General features: G+C 49.4%; 14 protein-coding genes. 5 read left to right on the forward strand and 9 right to left on the reverse strand.

Going from position 1 to position 16,919, the window contains the following annotated elements:
• Window positions 1-4: 4 nt before the first annotated feature.
• The 5 genes from rpsA to gyrA all read right to left on the reverse strand — a co-directional run bounded on the left by rpsA (window position 5) and on the right by gyrA (window position 7,799).
• Entirely contained in the window at window positions 5-1,678 is a 1,674-nt protein-coding gene (rpsA, locus tag IEX02_RS16080) for a 30S ribosomal protein S1 (protein ID WP_188697495.1), read from the reverse strand.
• A gap of 96 nt (window positions 1,679-1,774) precedes the next feature.
• The gene (gene cmk / locus IEX02_RS16085; protein ID WP_188697498.1) at window positions 1,775-2,458 is read right to left on the reverse strand and encodes a (d)CMP kinase; all 684 of its coding nucleotides are present in this window, start codon (window positions 2,456-2,458) and stop codon (window positions 1,775-1,777) included.
• Window positions 2,459-2,598: 140 nt separating this feature from the next.
• Window positions 2,599-3,882: a 3-phosphoshikimate 1-carboxyvinyltransferase gene (gene aroA / locus IEX02_RS16090; RefSeq protein ID WP_188697500.1), complete on the reverse strand. Its 1,284-nt coding sequence runs from the start codon at window positions 3,880-3,882 to the stop codon at window positions 2,599-2,601.
• Window positions 3,882-4,967: a 3-phosphoserine/phosphohydroxythreonine transaminase gene (serC, locus tag IEX02_RS16095; protein ID WP_188697502.1), complete on the reverse strand. Its 1,086-nt coding sequence runs from the start codon at window positions 4,965-4,967 to the stop codon at window positions 3,882-3,884. The genes aroA and serC overlap by 1 nt, the downstream gene beginning before the upstream one ends.
• 156 nt (window positions 4,968-5,123) lie before the next feature.
• On the reverse strand, window positions 5,124-7,799 hold the full coding sequence (gene gyrA, locus IEX02_RS16100; RefSeq protein ID WP_188697504.1) for a DNA topoisomerase (ATP-hydrolyzing) subunit A: 2,676 nt from the start codon (window positions 7,797-7,799) through the stop codon (window positions 5,124-5,126).
• Window positions 7,800-8,089: 290 nt separating this feature from the next.
• On the opposite strand from gyrA, the gene ubiG reads away from it, so the two are divergent.
• The 5 genes from ubiG to yfaE all read left to right on the forward strand — a co-directional run bounded on the left by ubiG (window position 8,090) and on the right by yfaE (window position 13,633).
• A complete protein-coding gene (gene ubiG / locus IEX02_RS16105) occupies window positions 8,090-8,833 on the forward strand; it encodes a bifunctional 2-polyprenyl-6-hydroxyphenol methylase/3-demethylubiquinol 3-O-methyltransferase UbiG (protein WP_188697506.1) in 744 nt (247 codons plus the stop codon).
• The gene (locus IEX02_RS16110; RefSeq protein WP_188697508.1) at window positions 8,823-9,503 is read left to right on the forward strand and encodes an HAD family hydrolase; all 681 of its coding nucleotides are present in this window, start codon (window positions 8,823-8,825) and stop codon (window positions 9,501-9,503) included. Before ubiG ends, IEX02_RS16110 begins: the two co-directional genes overlap by 11 nt.
• Before the next feature lie 343 nt (window positions 9,504-9,846).
• Window positions 9,847-12,162, forward strand: a complete 2,316-nt coding sequence (nrdA, locus tag IEX02_RS16115; RefSeq protein WP_188697510.1) for a class 1a ribonucleoside-diphosphate reductase subunit alpha — start codon at window positions 9,847-9,849, stop codon at window positions 12,160-12,162.
• A 63-nt stretch (window positions 12,163-12,225) separates the two neighbouring features.
• Window positions 12,226-13,356 carry a class Ia ribonucleoside-diphosphate reductase subunit beta gene (gene nrdB / locus IEX02_RS16120; protein ID WP_188697512.1) on the forward strand — a complete coding sequence of 377 codons (1,131 nt, stop codon included), beginning with the start codon at window positions 12,226-12,228 and terminating at the stop codon, window positions 13,354-13,356.
• Between the two features lie 16 nt (window positions 13,357-13,372).
• Entirely contained in the window at window positions 13,373-13,633 is a 261-nt protein-coding gene (yfaE, locus tag IEX02_RS16125) for a class I ribonucleotide reductase maintenance protein YfaE (protein ID WP_229702271.1), read from the forward strand.
• Between the two features lie 249 nt (window positions 13,634-13,882).
• Here yfaE and IEX02_RS16130 read toward each other — a convergent pair whose 3' ends face one another.
• The 4 genes from IEX02_RS16130 to IEX02_RS16145 form a co-directional block, all read right to left on the reverse strand.
• Entirely contained in the window at window positions 13,883-14,677 is a 795-nt protein-coding gene (locus IEX02_RS16130) for a DUF2189 domain-containing protein (protein ID WP_188697517.1), read from the reverse strand.
• Window positions 14,678-14,800: 123 nt separating this feature from the next.
• Entirely contained in the window at window positions 14,801-15,298 is a 498-nt protein-coding gene (locus IEX02_RS16135) for an RNA polymerase sigma factor (RefSeq protein WP_188697521.1), read from the reverse strand.
• A 27-nt stretch (window positions 15,299-15,325) separates the two neighbouring features.
• Entirely contained in the window at window positions 15,326-16,084 is a 759-nt protein-coding gene (gene dsbG / locus IEX02_RS16140; RefSeq protein ID WP_188697524.1) for a thiol:disulfide interchange protein DsbG, read from the reverse strand.
• 9 nt (window positions 16,085-16,093) lie between these two features.
• Window positions 16,094-16,906, reverse strand: coding sequence for a TlpA disulfide reductase family protein (locus IEX02_RS16145; RefSeq protein ID WP_188697527.1), 813 nt, complete (start codon window positions 16,904-16,906; stop codon window positions 16,094-16,096).
• Between the last annotated feature and the right edge of the window lie 13 nt (window positions 16,907-16,919).

Here is a 16,919-nt window from a genome sequence, read left to right on the forward strand (position 1 = left end):
CTCCTTACTCTTCGCCTTTCGCTGCTTTGAAAGCTTCGGCCATAGCGTTAACGAAACCAGTATCTTCCTGCTGGTTCACTTTGTCGATCGCTTCTTTCTCTTCCGCTTCGTCTTTTGCCTTCACAGACAGGTTAACGATACGATTCTTACGATCAACACCAACGTATTTGGCTTCGATTTCTTCGCCGACGTTGACAACTTCAGAAGCATCTTCAACGCGGTCGCGCATCAGATCGGTTGAACGAATATAACCTTCAACTTCCTCAGCCAGTTCAACCGTCACGCCTTTAGCGTCAACAGCGGTAACCTTACCGACAACGATAGCACCTTTCTTGTTATCTGTCAGATACTTATTGAAAGGATCTTCTTCGATTTGCTTCACGCCCAAGCTGATGCGCTCACGCTCTGGGTCGACTTGCAGTACAACGGCAGAGATTTCGTCGCCTTTCTTGTAATCACGCACGGCTTCTTCGCCAGCTTTGTTCCAAGAAATGTCAGACAAGTGAACCAGACCGTCAATACCGCCGTCCAGACCAATGAAGATACCGAAGTCAGTGATAGACTTGATCTTACCAGTCACTTTGTCGCCCTTGTTGTGAGTTTTCGCGAACTCTTCCCAAGGATTGGCTTTACACTGTTTCAGACCCAAGGAGATACGACGACGCTCTTCGTCGATTTCCAGAACCATAACTTCAACCACGTCACCCAGGTTAACAACCTTAGATGGGTGGATGTTCTTATTGGTCCAATCCATTTCAGAAACGTGTACCAGACCTTCTACGCCGTCTTCGATTTCTACGAAGCAGCCATAGTCAGTCAGGTTAGTTACCTGGCCAGACAGCTTAGTACCTTCTGGGTAACGCTGAGCGATTTCGCTCCAAGGATCGCTGCCCATTTGCTTCATGCCCAGAGAAACACGAGACTTCTCACGGTCAAACTTCAGTACTTTAACTTGAATCTCGTCACCAACGTTTACGATCTCGCTTGGGTGTTTAACACGTTTCCAAGCCATGTCGGTGATGTGCAGCAGGCCGTCAACACCGCCCAGATCTACGAATGCACCGTAGTCGGTCAGGTTCTTAACGATACCTTTAACTTCCAAACCTTCTTCCAGGTTGGCCAGCAGGCTTTCACGCTCTGCACTGTTTTCAGCTTCGATAACAGCGCGGCGAGATACCACTACGTTGTTACGCTTGGCGTCCAACTTGATAACTTTAAATTCCAGCTCTTTGCCTTCCAGGTGAACAGTGTCACGCACTGGACGTACATCAACCAAAGAACCAGGTAAGAAAGCGCGTACAGAGTTAACTTCAACAGTAAAGCCGCCTTTGACTTTGCCATTGATGATACCCTTGATGGTCGCTTTCTCTTCGTATGCTTTTTCCAGCTCAACCCAGGCTTCGTGACGCTTGGCTTTTTCACGAGACAGGATGGTTTCACCGAATCCATCTTCCACAGCGTCCAGTGCTACATCCACAGTGTCGCCTACTGCGATTTCCAGAGCGCCTTCAGCATTTTTGAACTGCTCGGCAGGGATGGCACTTTCAGACTTGAGACCCGCATCTACCAAAACGATGTCTTTGTCGATAGCAACAACGGTACCTTTAACAATGGCACCTGGGCGAGTTTCAAGCTGTTTTAAACTTTCTTCGAAAAGTTGAGCAAAATTTTCAGTCATAGTGTGATTATTCAAATATTGACATCCACTTAGCAGTCCCGCTAATGTGGGGTTGTTCCAATTGGCTCGACGCATCCTTACATTCGAGCTGTTTCATCATTTATTCTGCAACTGTCCTTGGACATATTGCATAACGTTATCAAGCACTTGGTTGATACTCAGATTAGTAGAGTCCAAAACCAATGCATCTTCAGCCGGCACCAGCGGTGCAACAGAACGATTAGTATCACGTTCGTCACGCGCTTTAATGTCGGTTAAAAGGCGCTCAATGCTAACATCGAGCCCCTTATCTTTCAACTGCTTATAACGACGCATAGCGCGCTCTTCGGCGCTGGCCGTTAAGAATATTTTAGCTTGTGCGCCGGGAAATACGACTGTTCCCATATCCCGACCATCGGCAACCAGTCCAGGCTCATCACGAAATGCCCGCTGACGCCTCAGTAAAGCCTCACGCACACGAGGTAGAGAAGCAACTTGCGACGCTACCGCGCCGACCTCTTCGGTACGAATACTATCAGTGACGTCTTCACCTTCCAGAATGATTCGGGTAACCCCTTGGGTTTGGGTTTCAAAGCTAACGTCTAAACTGGACGCCAACGGCACTAATCCCATCTCATCCTGCGCATCAATCTGATGATGTAAGGAGGCAACCGCCAATACGCGATAGATAGCTCCGCTGTCGAGAAAGTGCCATCCCAGTTTCTCTGCCAACATGGCGCTGATTGTGCCTTTCCCTGCTCCACTCGGTCCGTCGATGGTAATGACAGGCGCTACTTGCATCGAATCTCCAAAACTGTCTTCGTTGTAAAAAACGCGCGCAATTATACGCGTTAAGTAGGGATTAGCAACGAAAGTACCTAGTTCAGAATAAGGCAGTGGCATTCTTGCCACTGCCTTTTTGCTTTAAATCACGCTATCGCCTAGCTGTGACTGATTTCGGCAAGTCGTTCAAAGTAGTCTGGAAATGTCTTTGCGGTACAACCGGGGTCATTGATTACTACCGGTGTATCACTAAGAGCAACCAATGAGAAACACATGGCAATTCGGTGATCGTTGTAGGTATCAATTTCAGCACGCTTAAGCGCGGCTGGCGGCGTGACCTCGATAAAGTCATGCCCTTCGACAACATGAGCTCCCACTTTACGAAGTTCAGTGGTCATAGCGTGCAAACGGTCTGTTTCCTTGACCCGCCAATTATAGATATTGCGAATCGCCGTGGTACCAGTGGCAAACAAAGCAGTAGTTGCGATAGTCATGGCCGCGTCCGGAATATGGTTCATATCCATATCAACCGCTTTTAGTGGCCCCCCTTGCACTTCAACAAAGTCCGCTCCCCAATTCACCTTGGCGCCCATGGCTTCAAGTACTAATGCAAAGTCCTTATCCCCCTGGATACTGTCACGTCCTATACCTGTTACTTTGACTTTACCGCCTTTAATAGCGGCCGCCGCCAGAAAGTAAGAAGCAGAGGAGGCATCGCCTTCCACCAGGAAAGTGCCAGGTGCGCGGTAACACTGGCCGGCGGTTACCACAAACTTCTGATAGTGATGATTTTCCACCTGCACACCAAACTTAGCCATGGTATCCAAGGTTATGTCGATATACGGCTTAGATACCAACTCACCAACTATCTCGATTTGCGTCTCGCCTTCGAACAGGGGCGCCGCCATCAATACGGCAGTCAGAAACTGACTGGAAACACTGCCATCCACCTGAATAGTACCGCCAGACAGGGCCTTGCCTTTTATCAGCAGAGGTGGAAAACCTTGGTTTTTCAAGTACTGAATATCCGCACCAGCTTGTCTAAGCGCATCAACCAGCGCGCCAATAGGGCGCTCTTCCATACGTGGCTCACCGGTCAGTTCAAACTCACCGTCGGATAAGGCCAAAGCAGCGCACAAAGGACGCATGGCGGTACCGGCATTACCCAAAAACAGGCTTTGCTTGGCGGCCACCTTAAAAGCATGTCCTAATCCCTGCACCGTACAACGGGTTTTATCAGCACTTAGCTGATAACTGACACCCAGCTTAGTCAGGGCATTAAGCATATGCTGGATATCTTCGCTATCCAGTAAGTTGGTCAGTTCAGTCTGACCTTCTGCCATGGCAGCCAGTAACAAGGCACGATTTGACAAGCTTTTGGAGCCGGGTAAGTTCACTTCACCGTCGATGTGACCGATGGGGTTAAGTACCAATTGCTCCATTAACCATTCCTCCGGGCAAAATCAGTCATAAAATCAACCAGCGCCTGCACCCCTTCAATGGGCATAGCGTTATAAATACTGGCTCGCATACCACCAACACTGCGATGTCCAGCCAAGGCTTTCAAACCTGCCTGCTCCGCCTGCTGTAAGAAGGCTTTATCCAGTTCTGGATTAATTAACTGAAACGGTACATTCATACGTGAACGATAGGCAGTATGAATGCGGTTCTGATAGAAATCGCTGCCGTCAATATAGCCATACAGCAATGTGGCTTTTTCGGCATTGCGCTTTTCCATGGCCTCAACCCCACCTTGGGCTTTTAACCACTTAAACACCAGGCCCGCCAAATACCAGGCATAGGTAGGCGGCGTGTTAAACATTGAGCCCTGCTCGGCCAAAATCTTGTAGTTCAGAATAGAGGGCGTATGTGCCATAGACTGATCCAGCAGGTCGTCTCTTACGATGACCACAGACAAGCCTGAGGGCCCGATGTTTTTCTGTGCCCCGGCATAAATTACACCGAAGCGTGAAACATCCACGGGTTTGGACAGAATATTAGAGGACATATCCGCCACTAATGGCACTGTGCCGATATCCGGAACCTCTGACATCTCGACACCATCTACCGTCTCATTCGGACAATAGTGTAAATAGGCTGCGTTGGGGTTGAGTTGCCACTCTTTTGGCTCAGGAACGACCAAACGCTCGTCCTGCCAACGGCTAGTGGCGACCACATTGGGTGTCAGATAGCGTTTAGCCTCATCCACCGCCGCCGATGACCAGGAGCCACTGACCAGATAATCGGCCTGCGCCTGCTTACCGCCCAGGTTAAGAGGCACCGCTGAGAACTGACCGCGGCCACCACCATGGGTAAATAACACTTTATAGTTACTGGGTATCGCCAGTAGCTCGCGTAAATCGGCTTCAGCCTGTTCGGCTACCTGGATAAAATCTTTACTGCGATGGCTTAACTCCATCACCGAGCAGCCCTGTCCCTGCCAATCGACAAATTCAGCCTGTGCCTGCTGCATGACCTCAACGGGTAACATGGCAGGGCCTGCACAAAAGTTATACACCTTATTCATTATTACACTCTTAAAAAGCAAACGAGCGGCGTAAGGATTATCTCAGGCCGCTCGTCGCTATACAGACTTTGTCGGTGAATGTTCCAGACAACACCGACATACCGTACTTCCTATACATAAAGGGACATTGCTGTCCCTCGACTGGATTTCTGTCGTCTATACGTCGTCGCCAGGCTCTTGGCCTTCGTCCGAACTTGCCTGTAATGCGGGTTCTTGCCCGTCTTCTTCCATGTAGTCTTCTTCGCTCTCGACTTCATCGATTCGCTGCAAACCAACTACATGCTCATTTTCGCCGGTGCGGATCAATCTCACCCCTTGGGTGTTTCGACCAATCACAGACACTTCACTGACCCGGGTACGCACCAAGGTGCCCTGGTCACTGATCAGCATGATTTCATCATTTTCATCGACCTGAACAGCACCTACCACGACACCATTACGCTCAGACACTTTGATCGATACCACACCTTGAGTGGCACGGCTCTTCGCTGGGTAATCATCCAGCGGGGTACGCTTACCGTAGCCGTTTTCCGTTACCGTCAGAACAGCACCATCCCCCTGCGGCACAATCAGTGATACCACTTTCTGGCCGTCTTGCAGACGAATACCACGAACCCCTGTTGCGGTGCGTCCCATGGGGCGCAGCGACAGCAATTCTTCGCCAGTTTCTGGATCAAGCTTCACTTCCCCGGTTTCGGCATCGCGCTGTTTCTCATTGAAACGCACCACTTTACCGGCATCAGAGAACAACATGATATCGCTCTGACCATCGGTCAGCGCCACACCAATCAGTTCATCACCGTCGTTCAGGTTCACGGCAATAATACCGTTGGAACGAGGACGTGAATACTGGGTGAGGTCGGTCTTCTTCACCGTGCCGAAGGCGGTGGCCATCAATACGTACTTGCCTTCCACAAACTCCGCAATCGGCAACATCGCAGTAATACGCTCACCCTCTTCCAGAGGCAGAATATTGACTATGGGGCGACCTCTGGCATTTCGGCTGGCCAGTGGTAACTGATAGGTTTTAATCCAATACAGTCGGCCACGGGTAGAGAAGCACAAAATATAGTCGTGAGTATTAGCAACCAGCAGCTTTTCAATGAAGTCTTCATCCTTCATCTTGGTTGCAGACTTGCCTTTACCACCGCGGCGCTGGGCTTCGTATTCTTTGAGCTTTTGGTACTTAACGTAGCCCTCATGTGACAAGGTCACCACCACGTCTTCCTGCTCAATCAAATCTTCGATATCAATATCGTGGCTAGCGGCGGTGATCTCGGTACGACGCTCATCACCGTATTCAGCCTGAATTTTCTCCAGTTCTTCGCGAATGACTTCCATCAAACGCTCAGGGCTGGCCAGGATATGCATCAGCTCGGCAATCAGATCTAACAGCTCTTTGTATTCTGCCAGGATCTTGTCATGTTCAAGACCGGTCAGTTTATGCAGACGCAAGTCCAAAATCGCCTGAGCCTGGGCTTCGGTGAGGTAATATTTACCATCACGAATACCAAACTGTGGCTCCAGCCAATCAGGACGAGCAGCATCAACACCCGCTCTTTCCAACATATCTGATACATCGCCTAACAACCACCCTTGGGCCACCAAACCGGCTTTGGCTTCAGATGGACTGGGTGAGGCTTTAATCAGTTCGATAATGGGATCGATATTGGCCAGTGCAACCGCCAGGCCTTCAAGGATGTGCGCGCGATCGCGAGCCTTTTTAAGTTCAAATACGGTTCTTCGTGTCACCACTTCGCGGCGGTGTAACACAAAGGCTTCAAGCATTTCTTTTAGATTGAAGATCTTGGGCTGATTATTATCCAGCGCCACCATGTTGATACCAAACACGGTTTGTAACTGGGTTTGGGCATACAAATGGTTCAGCAGAACTTCGGCAGACTCGTTACGTTTGACTTCAATAACGATGCGCATCCCGTCCTTATCAGACTCATCACGCAGGGCCGAGATACCTTCGATCTTCTTCTCTTTCACCAGCTCGGCAATCTTCTCGATCAGCCTGGCCTTGTTAACCTGGTACGGGATCTCGTTGACAATAATGGTTTCTTTACCATTATCTTCTGTTTCAATTTCTGCCCGGGCACGCAGGTAAATCTTGCCGCGCCCGGTACGGTAGGCTTCTTCAATACCTTTACGGCCGCTGATCATGGCGGCGGTGGGGAAATCCGGGCCAGGGATAAATTCAATCAGCTCTTCAATGCTGATGTCCGGATTATTAATAAGAGCAATACAACCTTTGACTACTTCGGTCAGGTTGTGCGGCGGAATATTGGTCGCCATCCCTACCGCGATACCCGAGGAACCATTCACCAGCAGGTTAGGTACTTTGGTCGGTAACACTTCGGGAATATGTTCCGTACCATCATAGTTAGGTACGAAGTTGACGGTTTCTTTTTCCAAATCGGCCAGTAACTCGTGAGCAATTTTGGCCATTCTGACTTCGGTGTAACGCATCGCAGCGGCAGAGTCACCGTCCACGGAACCGAAGTTACCTTGTCCATCCACCAACATGTATCGCAATGAAAACGGTTGCGCCATACGCACAATGGTATCGTACACAGCAGAATCGCCGTGCGGGTGATATTTACCGATAACATCACCGACCACACGGGCCGACTTTTTATATGGTTTATTGAAGTCGTTCTTCAGCTCGTTCATGGCGAACAGAACTCGCCTGTGCACCGGCTTGAGACCATCGCGAACATCTGGCAGGGCCCGGCCCACAATGACGCTCATGGCATAATCAAGATAAGAATTCTTAAGTTCTTCCTCAATATTTATGGGGAGAATTTCTTTGGCGCGGTCGGTCATATACAGCCCTGTTCCCTTCTTTAATCTACGTCTTTCCAGGCGGATTCCCGTTTGTCAGAGGTGACAGGCAGAAACCCAGGAATTCAAGCTTTATTAGAGGTTTATTAACCGTCCAATCCTACCACTTAAAATAAAAAATAAATAGCCGCAGCTTGCTCAGATAAACGGCATTCGAGCAAACCTGTTGGCACTTTCACAGCCCTAAGCCGCATACAACAAGCTAAAAGAGGATTGGTATCGACACCTGGCCTGATTATACTAGGCGCCAAATTCACCCAATGAGTTAGATTATGTCTCAGCAACCCGCACCGGTGGACATCCCCCATCAGAATGTCGACGAACAAGAAATCGCCAAGTTTTCAGCCCTGGCAAGTCGGTGGTGGGATCTGGACGGCGAGTTTAAACCCCTTCATCAGATAAACCCGTTAAGGCTGGACTTTATCGCTCAGCACAGTCAGGGTTTATTTGGTAAGAGAGGCCTGGATGTTGGCTGTGGTGGTGGCATTTTGGCAGAAAGCATGGCCAAGATGGGCGCGCAGGTCACCGGTATCGATATGGCCAAAGACTCACTGGAAGTCGCCAGTTTGCATGGTCTGGAGTCTGGTATCTCGGTGGAGTACAAGCTGGTTACGGTGGAAGATTTTGCCGAGGCGCATGCCGGTGAGTTTGATGTGGTTACCTGCATGGAAATGCTGGAACATGTGCCGGACCCTGAGTCTATCGTGCGCGCATGTGCCAAGCTGGTCAAACCCGGCGGTCAGGTGTTTTTCTCGACCTTGAACCGCAATATCAAATCCTATCTGATGGCCATTGTTGGGGCTGAGTACGTATTAGGGCTAGTACCCAAAGGGACACATCAGCACAGCAAGTTTATCCGCCCATCAGAACTGATGAACTGGGTAGACCAGACGCCGCTGTTGTGTCGTCATATGGAAGGCCTGCATTTAAATCCGCTCAGCGGACAATATTATTTGTCCAACGCCAATGTGGATGTGAATTACCTGCTACATTGCCATCGACCGGATGCGTGCTGAATTAGCCCATCCTCAAGGAGTGCTGTTTGATTTGGACGGCACCCTGTTGGATACCGCAGATGATTTGGCTTGCGCGCTGAATCGTCTGCTAGGTGAACATGGCCGTGCAACCAAAAGCCGCCAACAATATCGCCCCATCGCTTCCCATGGCGCCATGGGTATGCTCAAACTTGGTTTCCCAGATATCGCATTTGGCACTTCGGCGTTTGAGGTGCTGCGAAAACGCTTTTTGTCGTATTACGCCGAACAGCTTTGTGAGCACACCTGCCTGTTTGACGGTATCAGTGAACTTATTCAAACCCTGAATACTCTGCATATGCCCTGGGGAATAGTCACAAATAAGCCCACGCACCTGACCTTGCCACTGCTGACACAATTCCCAGAATTGGATACCACAAGCACCCTTGTGTGTGGCGATACCCTGCCAGTCAGAAAACCTCATCCCGAACCTTTATTACTGGCAGCGTCTGAGTTGAGCATTCCAGCCTCACACCTCTGGTACCTGGGCGATGCCGAGCGTGACATGCAAGCAGCACAAGCCGCCGGTATGACGGCCGTGTTGGCAGAGTACGGATATATCTGTCAGAGCGAACGGCCTGAGCATTGGTTAACCGATTTGCGCATCTTACACCCAACGGCGCTGCTTACGGCCATCAAACACAAGATCTAGTATTAACACCTGATAGTTGACACTATATATCGCCAGATAATAAATTTGCTCACTTTAAGAAATAAAAAATTTATCTGCATAAAATTCTCTGAATTTCTCCTTGCATTCCTACCATCGAAGTCACTATCACGATTCTTCGGTGAGTCGCTACTAACCTGACACAAGCCATTGATTTGTTCGGCCATTAAACCACCAGATATTGGGTTGCATAAAGAGCCAAACCTCACTATCTTGTGTCAAAGTAAATGCGGGTCCTAACCCCGCCTTTGCGGTTTTCTTCTGCAAACATGGGGTTGTTTGCAGGCAATTTGCGCTAACTGATAACAATAAGACGGCTACCGGCATGAATAATACGCTTCTCGTTACCAAACGCTCCGGCGAGCAAGAGCCCATTGATCTGGATAAAATTCATAAGGTCATCACTTGGGCAGCCAAGGGATTGAACAATGTGTCGGTCTCTCAGGTGGAGATCAAAGCTCATATCCAATTCTACGATGGCATCAAGACCTCGGATATTCACGAAACGCTGATTAAATCTGCGGCAGACCTGATCTGCAAAGACAGCCCGGACTACCAATATCTGGCCGCTCGTCTGGCTATTTTCCATCTTAGAAAGAAAGCCTATGGCAAGTTTGAGCCGCCGGCGCTATACCAGCACGTAGTGCAGATGGTGGAGATGGGTAAGTATGATCAGCATCTGCTTAAAGACTATACCCAAAGTGAATTTGAACAGATGGATGCCTATCTGGATCACTGGCGTGATATGAATTTCAGCTATGCCGCCGTTAAGCAGCTGGAAGGTAAGTATCTGGTTCAAAACCGCGTTACCGGTGAGATCTACGAAAGTGCGCAGTTCCTGTATATGTTGGTAGCGGCCTGTTTATTTGCTAACTACCCCAAAGAAACGCGTTTGGATTACATCAAGCGTTTCTATGATGCGGTTTCCAAGTTCAAAATCTCTCTGCCAACCCCAATTATGTCTGGCGTACGTACCCCTACCCGTCAGTTCAGTTCTTGCGTGTTGATCGAATGCGGCGACAGCCTGGATTCCATTAATGCTACCGCCAGTGCCATCGTAAAATATGTCAGTCAGCGTGCCGGTATCGGTATCAACGCCGGCCGCATTCGAGCTCTGGGTAGCCCGATTCGTGGTGGTGAAGCCTTCCATACCGGATGCTTGCCATTTTATAAATATTTCCAGACCGCAGTGAAAAGCTGTTCGCAAGGCGGTGTACGTGGCGGCGCAGCCACCCTGTTCTATCCATTGTGGCATCTGGAAGTGGAATCGCTGTTGGTACTGAAAAATAACCGCGGCGTAGAAGAAAACCGCGTTCGTCACCTGGATTATGGTGTGCAGTTCAATAAGCTGATGTACCAGCGCCTGATTAAAGACGAACACATTACCTTATTCAGCCCCTCAGACGTCCCTGGGCTCTATGATGCATTCTTCGCCGATCAAGCAGAATTTGAAAAGCTGTACGTGAAATACGAACAGGACCCGTCCATTCGTAAGAAGCAAATTAAAGCCATTGAACTGTTCAGCTTGTTTATGCAGGAACGTGCCAGTACCGGCCGTATTTATCTGCAGAACGTTGACCATTGTAATACCCATAGCCCCTTTGACCCGAGTGTTGCCCCAGTGCGTCAAAGCAACTTGTGTCTGGAAATCGCGCTACCGACCAAACCACTGGCACATGTCAACGACGAAAACGGTGAAATCGCGCTATGTACATTGTCAGCCTTTAACCTGGGTGCTATCGACAGTCTGGACGAGTTGGAAGAACTGGCCGACCTGGCGGTTCGCGCATTGGACAGTCTGCTGGATTATCAGGATTATCCTGTACCCGCTGCCTACAATGCCACTATGGGTCGCCGTACCCTGGGTGTAGGTGTGATTAACTTTGCCTACTATTTGGCCAAGCACGGCGTGCGTTATTCTGATGGCAGCGCCAATGGCTTAGTGCATCGCGCTTTTGAAGCCATTCAGTATTATCTGTTACGTGCCTCGGTGGGACTGGCCAAAGAGAAAGGCGCTTGTCCTAAATTCAACGAGACCACTTATGCCAAAGGCATTCTGCCCATTGATACTTATAAAAAGGATCTGGACGCAGTCTGTAATGAGCCTTTGCACTACGATTGGGAAGCGTTGCGCACCGATATTCAAACCTTCGGTCTGCGAAACAGTACCTTGTCGGCCCTGATGCCATCAGAAACCTCGTCGCAGATTTCAAATGCCACTAATGGTATCGAGCCGCCTCGTGGTCATATCAGCGTGAAGTCCAGTAAAGATGGCGTACTCAAGCAAGTGGTGCCGGAGTATGAGCGTCTTAAGCATCAGTATGAATTATTGTGGGATATTCCCTCCAATGACGGCTATCTGCAATTGGTAGCGATTATGCAGAAGTTCATTGACCAGACCATTTCGGCCAATACCAGCTACGATCCGGGTAAGTACGAAGGTGGCAAGGTGCCCATGAAGTTGCTGCTTAAGGATTTGCTGACCGCTTATAAACTCGGGGTCAAGACAATGTATTACCATAACACCCGTGATGGTGCTGCAGATACGCAGGACGACCTAACAGCCAGTAAAGCTGACGCCGTGGTAGACACCGTGGTGGAAGACGATGACGGTTGTGCAGGCGGCGCTTGTAAAATCTAATCTTGATGGAAAGGCCGGTCATTGACCGGCCTCTGTGCTAAATAACCTGTTGATATTGAGCCGATGAAATACACCACTTTTAACCAGCAAAGCACCAACCCACTCGCAGAGCCCATGTTTTTCGGCAATCCGGTAAACGTGGCCCGCTATGATCAGCAAAAGCACCCTATTTTCGAAAAACTGATCGAAAAACAAATCAGCTTTTTCTGGCGTCCTGAAGAAGTTGACGTGAGCAAAGACCGCGTTGATTTCCAAAAACTCAGCGATCCGGAAAAGCATATTTTTATTTCCAACCTCAAGTACCAAACGCTGCTGGACTCGGTACAGGGACGCAGCCCCAATATTGCATTTCTGCCTATCGTCTCGTTACCTGAGCTGGAAACCTGGATAGAAACCTGGTCATTTTTTGAGACCATCCACTCCCGCTCGTACACTCATATATTGCGTAACCTGTTTGCCGACCCCAGTGAGGTGTTTGAAGACATCGTGCTTAATGAGGAAATCAAACGCCGGGCTAGCGACATTTCCCGCTACTACGATGATTTGATCTTCGCCACGCAGCTATGGCAAACCCAAGGCGAAGGCGTGCATCAAGTAGACGGTCAAAGCATCACTATTAATATGCGTGAGCTTAAAAAGAAGCTCTATTTGTGCATGAACTCAGTGAATGCCTTAGAGGCAGTGCGCTTTTACGTTTCTTTTGCCTGTACCTTTGCCTTTGCCGAGCGTGAGCTAATGGAAGGTAACTCCAAGATTATCAGGCTCATTGCCCGCGATGAAAACCTGCATTTAAGCTCTACACAACATATTTTGAACCTGTGGGCCAAAGGCAAAGACGATCCTGAAATGGCAGAAATTGCCGAAGAATGTCGTGAAGAAGCCCGGGACATCTTCCTTAATGCGGTTGAGCAGGAGAAACAGTGGGCCTCCTACTTGTTCCAGCACGGCTCCATGATAGGACTGAACAAAGATATTTTGTGCCAATATGTGGAATATATTGCCAACCACCGCATGGCGGCCATTGGATTTGATACCCCTTATGAGGTGAAATCCAATCCCCTGCCCTGGATGAACAACTATCTTAACTCCGACAACGTACAGGTTGCGCCGCAGGAGTCTGAGATCAGTTCCTATCTGGTTGGCCAAATCGACAGTGAAGTGAGTGTTGACGACTTCGGAGATTTTGATCTCTGATGATCGCCCAATGAAAATGGACAAGCTGTACATTATCCATCTGGATGAAGATACCCAGTTAGCCTGTCATCAAGACAAAACGCTGCTGGAAAACCTTGAGGCACACAAGGTGGAAGTCCATTTTCATTGTCGCGAAGGCTTCTGCGGCGCCTGCCGCACTAAGCTGCTTGATGGCCAGGTGGAGTATATTACCGATCCCCTGGCCTATATTGATGATGATGAAATCCTACCCTGTTGCTGTAAAGCCAAATCTGACCTGAAAATTAAACTCAGCTAGTCTTTCCCTGTCTCTTGCCTAAACAAAACACAGTCAGTCCGATGCAACATAATACAACGAGCTGTTGATTTATCGACCTTACTCTGGTGGGAAGGCCCAGGCCGAGTGCGCCCCTCAAGTATGGCGCTTGAGGATAGCTAGCAAAGGGCCTTAACCCTGAAATTCAGGAAGAAAACCTTGCAAGTTAAGTTTGCTGGCCGGGCTGGATGTCACACAGGATGTCAGATCCAGCCCAGCGCCTGACAATTTCTATTCATAATGGCGTTCGCGCTTTAGCTCGATTGTATCGATATAACCATGCCAGGTGGCATAACCAATCAACGGCATCAGAATAATAAAGGCGGCGAAGCCAGTCACAAAGCCGATCCCTACCGCGGATGCAATAATAAGTGCCCATACCATCATCGGGGTCTTATTCACCCATACCGCATTCATACTGGTGAGAACCGCCGTAGCCAGATTCACCCGTCTTTCCATTAATATAGGTTGAGTAAATACGCTGATAAAGAACACCAACATAGTAAAGCCGGCCCCAACCACAGTTCCCAGTGCCAGAAACGGCAGTAAGTTTTCCAGATTTTCCTCCAGATAAGGGGGATATAAGGCATGGATAATAGACGCTACCCGCAACCAGAAAATCATCAGTACCAACAACAGAATACCCAGCCCCCATTCATTCACCGCATTACGTTTAATTGCTTTGATGCTGTGCCATAACGAGGGACTGTGACCTTTTTCCAGTTCCCAGCTCACATCATACAGCCCAGCCGCCAAAAAGGGCCCGATCAGCATAAAACACACAATTGAAGGCAGAATCACCAAGTGCCAGCCAGTTAACGCCACCATATAAGTAATCAACCAAGGGATCGCGGTAAAAATCACACCATAAAAGGCCGTTAGCAGCGGAGCACGCATAATGTCACGCCATCCCAGCGCTAACCACTTCAGTGGGTCCCCCAAATCCAGCTCCTTACAGGGAATAACGCGGGCGATTCCGCTATCGGTAATGGCATTGTGGGGAGTTTCTTTAAAAGAATGAGACATAACACCTCCGGGCAATGTTTTGGTCTTATCAGGGCCAAACCATCGAGCACAGATCAATAGTCAGCCCTTTCTATGAGCATATGCACAGATCTATGATTTTGCCCGAATAAGGCTGCGAACTGCTCAGATTTCAACCAACACCTTGCGTAATTGGTGTTTCGCTCTGTGTATTCTGGTCATCACACTGTTAGGGTTCATCGCCAACATCCTAGCAATCTCTGTCGAAGAATACCCGTCCTCCCATTGCAGTCTGGCAACCTGCTGATAATGCGAAGGTAATGCCGCTATCTGCTGGCGCACCCTGTGTGCCATCAATTGCGTATCGGCTATGCAGGGCAAAGTGACATTATTTTCATCGAAAGGCACCTGCTCTGTACGCTGTTTTGCCTGCTGACGTAAGTGTTCGTTAAGTAAGATCCTTCTAAGCCATAACCAAGTTGCTGCCTCATACTGTAATCCGTCAAAACCACGCCAGGCCCGCATCAGGGTATCCTGCAGCAAGTCTTGCGCGTTATCCGGGTGTCTGGCCAAGCGCATCGCAAAAGCCAGCAGGCTAGCACGATAAGGCATGACCAGACGGATATAACGCGCGTGGCGACGGACATTATTCTGGCTGTTCATCGACGACTACAATGTCGGTAAAGATTGTCATGGTTTCGGCCCGAAGATTTGTTCCACTTGGGCTCCTCTGGGCAGCCCCATTACCATCTGTACATTATCGTCCTCATCTTTATAGATAATACCCGGTGTTGCATGCATCCCGGTCTGTTGCATGGCAGCGTAATTGTCTGCCAGTTTTGCCGCCAAGTGCGCAGGAATCGTCTGCATAGGCTGTAAACGACTGTTCTCCCGATCGGCTTCATATTCTGCCAAGGCCAAGGCAGGATCCTCTGCCGCCAAAAGCGCTGCCGCCTTATTCTGGCTGTCAGCTTTGATAATACCGACCAGAATGTGCCTGAGTTGAACGTGCCCCTTATTCACCCAAGGTCTGGCCTGCAACCAAAATTGTTGGCAATACGGACAGTTTGCATCGGTAAAGACATACACAATACGTTTAGCGCTGTCGGCCCCATCTTTGATCCAATGGCTGTTTTCTAGCGTTTGCCATTGCTCCTTGCCAACAGGCCCATAAATGAACTCTTGCAGGGGCTTTTCACTGAGGTTTTTCCCTTCGTTGTCATACCACACACCGCTGATCATATGCTGACCATCCGGGGTGATAAAAAATGTCATCCCTTGTTGATTGAGTTTCATGGCATAGCCAGTGAGTCCGGCAGGTCCGGCAAAGGTGCCCGCCACTTCTGCGCCTTGTTTTTTCAGTAACTCAATACCGGGTGGCAAATCTTCTTGTGCCACCAGCAAAGGCGACAATAATGCAGCCGACACGGCCAGACATACGCTTTTCATTGTTCTCTTCTACTCCACATTTAGTTTTTCCAAATAGGCGCGCAAACTCGCCTTCGACAATTCCCCCAGATGACTGGCAACCAACTTCCCCTGAGCATCGTAAAATAGGGTGGTGGGCAGTGCGGAGGCGCCTACCGAGCGGCTGACCACGCCGTCTCTGTCCAATAACATGTTGTTCAACTGCAATCCCTGCTCATCCACAAAACGCGTAATATCAGCAGCTCTCTCCCCTTGATTAATAAGTACAACATGCAGTTGTGAGTAATCTTGCTGGGCGGCCTGCAACACCGGCATTTCACGGCGACAGGGTGGACACCAGCTGGCCCAGAAGTTAATCACCACCGGCTTGCCGGCAAATTGCTCAAGGGCCACATCGCTTCCGGTTATATCAGGCAAAACCTGGCTTGGCAGTCGTGCGCCTTGTTGCACTATGGCCAGACTCAGTTGCAAAGGCATCACTACCACCAGGCCAATGATCAGCGCTAAGGCAAAGTGACCGGCCAGATGGCGACGCGAATACAAACGTATGGCCGCATACCCAAGGCCGGTGGCAATCCCCGCCCCCACATGAAAACCGCCGTCACGAATATCCAAGGTACCCCACCAGTTTTGCCGGTATTCCTGCCAGTAAAGCGCAACAAAGGCCAAACGCGCGCCCAACAATGCCCACATCACAGCGCTACTGAACAGATTGGCCAGCTCACTGTATTGCGCTTTGTTTTCACTACGTAATTTACTGACCAGCAAAAACAGCCCCACAAACGCCAGACCCAACGCTACCTGCGCTGACAAGGTAAAAGGGCCTATTGACCAACTGAGCATGACCTTTTCACAC

The sequence above is a fragment of the Bowmanella pacifica genome (assembly GCF_014645355.1).
GTDB lineage: Bacteria > Pseudomonadota > Gammaproteobacteria > Enterobacterales > Alteromonadaceae > Bowmanella > Bowmanella pacifica.

What these genes read in the sequence shown, in the direction of transcription:
- rpsA (WP_188697495.1), bottom strand. Translation starts at nt 1,678, where the DNA reads ATGACTGAAAATTTTGCTCAACTTTTCGAAGAAAGTTTAAAACAGCTT.
- cmk (WP_188697498.1), bottom strand. Translation starts at nt 2,458, where the DNA reads ATGCAAGTAGCGCCTGTCATTACCATCGACGGACCGAGTGGAGCAGGG.
- aroA (WP_188697500.1), bottom strand. Translation starts at nt 3,882, where the DNA reads ATGGAGCAATTGGTACTTAACCCCATCGGTCACATCGACGGTGAAGTG.
- serC (WP_188697502.1), bottom strand. Translation starts at nt 4,967, where the DNA reads ATGAATAAGGTGTATAACTTTTGTGCAGGCCCTGCCATGTTACCCGTT.
- gyrA (WP_188697504.1), bottom strand. Translation starts at nt 7,799, where the DNA reads ATGACCGACCGCGCCAAAGAAATTCTCCCCATAAATATTGAGGAAGAA.
- ubiG (WP_188697506.1), top strand. Translation starts at nt 8,090, where the DNA reads ATGTCTCAGCAACCCGCACCGGTGGACATCCCCCATCAGAATGTCGAC.
- IEX02_RS16110 (WP_188697508.1), top strand. Translation starts at nt 8,823, where the DNA reads ATGCGTGCTGAATTAGCCCATCCTCAAGGAGTGCTGTTTGATTTGGAC.
- nrdA (WP_188697510.1), top strand. Translation starts at nt 9,847, where the DNA reads ATGAATAATACGCTTCTCGTTACCAAACGCTCCGGCGAGCAAGAGCCC.
- nrdB (WP_188697512.1), top strand. Translation starts at nt 12,226, where the DNA reads ATGAAATACACCACTTTTAACCAGCAAAGCACCAACCCACTCGCAGAG.
- yfaE (WP_229702271.1), top strand. Translation starts at nt 13,373, where the DNA reads ATGGACAAGCTGTACATTATCCATCTGGATGAAGATACCCAGTTAGCC.
- IEX02_RS16130 (WP_188697517.1), bottom strand. Translation starts at nt 14,677, where the DNA reads ATGTCTCATTCTTTTAAAGAAACTCCCCACAATGCCATTACCGATAGC.
- IEX02_RS16135 (WP_188697521.1), bottom strand. Translation starts at nt 15,298, where the DNA reads ATGAACAGCCAGAATAATGTCCGTCGCCACGCGCGTTATATCCGTCTG.
- dsbG (WP_188697524.1), bottom strand. Translation starts at nt 16,084, where the DNA reads ATGAAAAGCGTATGTCTGGCCGTGTCGGCTGCATTATTGTCGCCTTTG.
- IEX02_RS16145 (WP_188697527.1), bottom strand. Translation starts at nt 16,906, where the DNA reads ATGCTCAGTTGGTCAATAGGCCCTTTTACCTTGTCAGCGCAGGTAGCG.